This window comes from Acidobacteriota bacterium (genome assembly GCA_012517875.1).
In the GTDB taxonomy this organism is placed as follows: domain Bacteria; phylum Acidobacteriota; class JAAYUB01; order JAAYUB01; family JAAYUB01; genus JAAYUB01.
In genome coordinates this window covers 1-3,116 of record JAAYUB010000038.1, presented here as the reverse complement: position 1 = coordinate 3,116, position 3,116 = coordinate 1, and the positions used below count along the sequence as shown (strand labels likewise).

Annotated in this window: 2 protein-coding genes; both read left to right on the top strand. The window is 65.1% G+C overall.

Annotated elements, in window-relative coordinates; genetic code table 11:
- Nucleotides 1–2,478 (top strand): fibronectin type III domain-containing protein (locus GX414_05350; GenBank protein NLI46515.1); only part of this gene is annotated, 2,478 nt, incomplete at its 5' end.
- Nucleotides 2,479–2,490: 12 nt separating this feature from the next.
- A partial coding sequence (locus GX414_05345; GenBank protein ID NLI46514.1) for a hypothetical protein occupies nt 2,491–3,116 on the top strand: 626 nt, incomplete at its 3' end.

Below are 3,116 nucleotides of genomic sequence, written 5' to 3'. Positions count from 1 at the left end.
TTGAGCCTCACCGGCAGCGCCTGTGCCGTGAGCGGTCTGCCGTACAAACTCGTCGCGGGGTGTCAGAATTGGAGTTCGCTCAACCAGATGTACCTTGACGAGAGCACCGATCCGTCGTTCGCCACCTTCACCGCCACCCCCGTGTACAGCCAGGGCAACATCATCTGGCAGACCAAGAGCGTCACCCAGGACACCACCTATTATTACCGCGCCCGGGTGGACAACTTCTGCTCGGATGACCTCGCACTCGATTTCAAGTCGGGGACGCTGGCCGTGACTGTTCACGCTGTGGACACCATCGCCCCCACCATCAATTTCAAGTCGGCCCAAACTCTGGACTACCAGTCCATCTGCCTGACCATGACCGGCGCCGACTGCGGCCGGCTGGCCGAGTTCCACATCTACCGGGATACCAACCCTGGATTCGTGGCGGGCGAAGACAAACGGATCGCCCTGTGCGCCCCCGCAGTGGGCGCGGACACCACGTACGTGGACGACGGCCTGCTCAACGGCGTGACCTACTACTACCAGGTGGTGGCCGTGGACACCGCCGGCAACGCCAGTGCGCCGTCCGTCGAGCGTTCGGCCACCACCTACGTTGATGCCACGCCGCCGGAATTTCCGGCCGGTGCGACCGTCGTCCTGAGCTACCACCAGCCGACCGACGAGTTCCCCGTCATCGCCTCGAAGCAGGTGCTGCTGGTGAATTTCCCCGAGGCGGCGGAACCGGACTCCGCGGTGGCCTGTTACCGCATCGGGCTCAAGGACGAGACCGCCGGCGGGGCGCCGGACTACCGCTGGACGCAGGGCGCGGCCGGCCGGTTCGTCCTCCCCAACGCCAACCTGTTGGAGGGGCACACCTACCGCCTCTGCGTCACGGCCACCAACACGTCCATGGCGGTGACCCCGGCGCCCATCACCAGTGCCACCTTCCAATACGTGTCCGGATTGGTCTACTCCGCGGAATCCGGCGACTTCATGGATTCGGGCCCCCTCGACAGCGGCGTGCTGGAAAAGGAGTACGATCCGGCCTACCAGTCCATCACCTATGACGCGGCGACCGACTCCGTGATCATCGCCCCCGGCTCCGGACTGGCCGGGTTGAAGCGCAAGCTCCGCCCCGCGCCCAAGTTCACGTTCGAGGCGGTCCTCCGGCCGTTAGCCGCCTACGACAGCGACAGTTGGTTCGAGGTGCGCCTGGAGGGTCTCCAAGGCTATTACGTGCTGCGGTTCACGTACGAGGCGAACGAGATCTGCTGGCACTCCTTCCGGAAATATGTCAACGGCTGTCTGGTCGCCAGCGGAGCCACCAGCGCTCAGATCGTCCAGGGCCAGGACTATTTGTTCTTCGTCGAGCATGAGTTCATCGACAACGGCGCCAACCCGGACATCTCCCGACTGTACGTGAGCGCGTTCGGTGCCGACTTCATCCTGGACGATTCCGCCGGCCATGCCATCGACATCTACCAGGTCCGCCTCCTGGCCTATCAGCAGAACCTGGCGTGGGATTACTTCTATCACCAGGGCGGTTCCGTGGACCCGGTCCCCCTGGACGACACGCCGCCGTCCCAGCCGGTGGTGGTCGTGGGCGAGGGCAAGGGATATTTGGAGGCGTGGGATCCGAATACCGGCCTGGCCACCCCCGTCATCTATTACGCGTCCACCGATCCCCAGTCCCTCCTCGCCCAGTACCAGTACGCCGTGGGGACCACGCCCGGCGGCAGCAACACCCGGCCGTGGACCACGGGGACCATCACGCCGCCCGGCGGGACGATCAACGCGAGTTTCACCGCGGCCGACGGCCAGACCTACTACGTGTCGGTCCGGGTGAAAAACGACAAGGGGCTGTGGAGCAGCGTCGGCACCAGCGCCGGGGTTCTGGCCGACAAGTTCGCCAAGCAGAACGACTTCTTCGACGCCTTCGACACGGACTTCCACGGCCGGCCGTACTACGGCGCGACATCGCAGGTCGTCGAGTACCGGCCGGTGGAAAAGGACGTCCATGTCACCTACATCGACTTCCGCAACCCGGCCTTCTTCTCGAACCGGTACGCCTACGCCAGCCCCAGCCAGACGGGCAGCTTCCGGGTCCTGCTCAACTTCCACAACGCGCCGCTGCAACCCGACAACCACGTCTTCGAGATCTATCTGGGCGCCAACATCGGCGAGAATGGCAACGTCGGCACCACCTACTACAAGATCAAGCTGTACGGGTACTACCTGTTCATGGAGTACTACTACGCCGGCGTGCGGAAGGCCACCCAGTCCATCCGGCTCACCGTCCCCAAGGAGCAGTGGGGCTACCTGCAGTTCACGTTCAAGTCCACCGGCTACAAGATCCAGGGGCTGGGCCTGAACCAGACCTGGACCAAAAGCAGCGCGTTCCCGGTCAGCGTGAACAGCTTCTGCTTCAAGTTCACGAACATCAACCTGGACCTCGACAACCTCGGCCTGACCAAGAACACGTTCGGGTTCTAGGAGGAGACGACCATGCAATCATACCCTGCCATCCGAATCACCGTCCTGCTCGTGGGCCTGCTGGCCGGCGGCCCGTTCCTGGCCGCCCAGGACGAGGCCGGCCGCGGCGTGTTCGACACCGTGCTCACCGCCTACGGCCAGCGCGCGGCGGTCCAGTCGCTGACCAGCTATCGGCTGACCGGGACGATCCGGTACTTCTACGACGACGAGGTGTCGGACGCCGGGATCGAGATCCTCTACAAGAAGCCGGACAAGTTCAAGCAGGTGGTCACCCTGGCCGGCGAGACCGTCACCCTCGGTTGCAATGCCGCCGAGTGGTGGGACGCCGAAGGGGTGGATCGGCTCACCGTCCGCCGCCGCCACCTGGAGCGGCGGGAGGTCGCCCGGCACCAGCGCCGCCTGGAGCTGGACCTGTGCAATCTGCTGGCGTACCCGCCCGGGCAACTGGCGGCCCAGCTCCTGCCCGACCCCGTCGCGTGGGACGGCCGCGAGTACTGGGTGCTCAAGATCTGGCAGAAGCACGACGCGTCGCGCTGGCTCAAGCTGCTGGTGGATCCCGCCACCCGCCTCATCCGCCGGGCGGACACCTACCTCGAGGACGCGGCCACCGACACCTACGAGGAGTTCGGCTGCGAGTT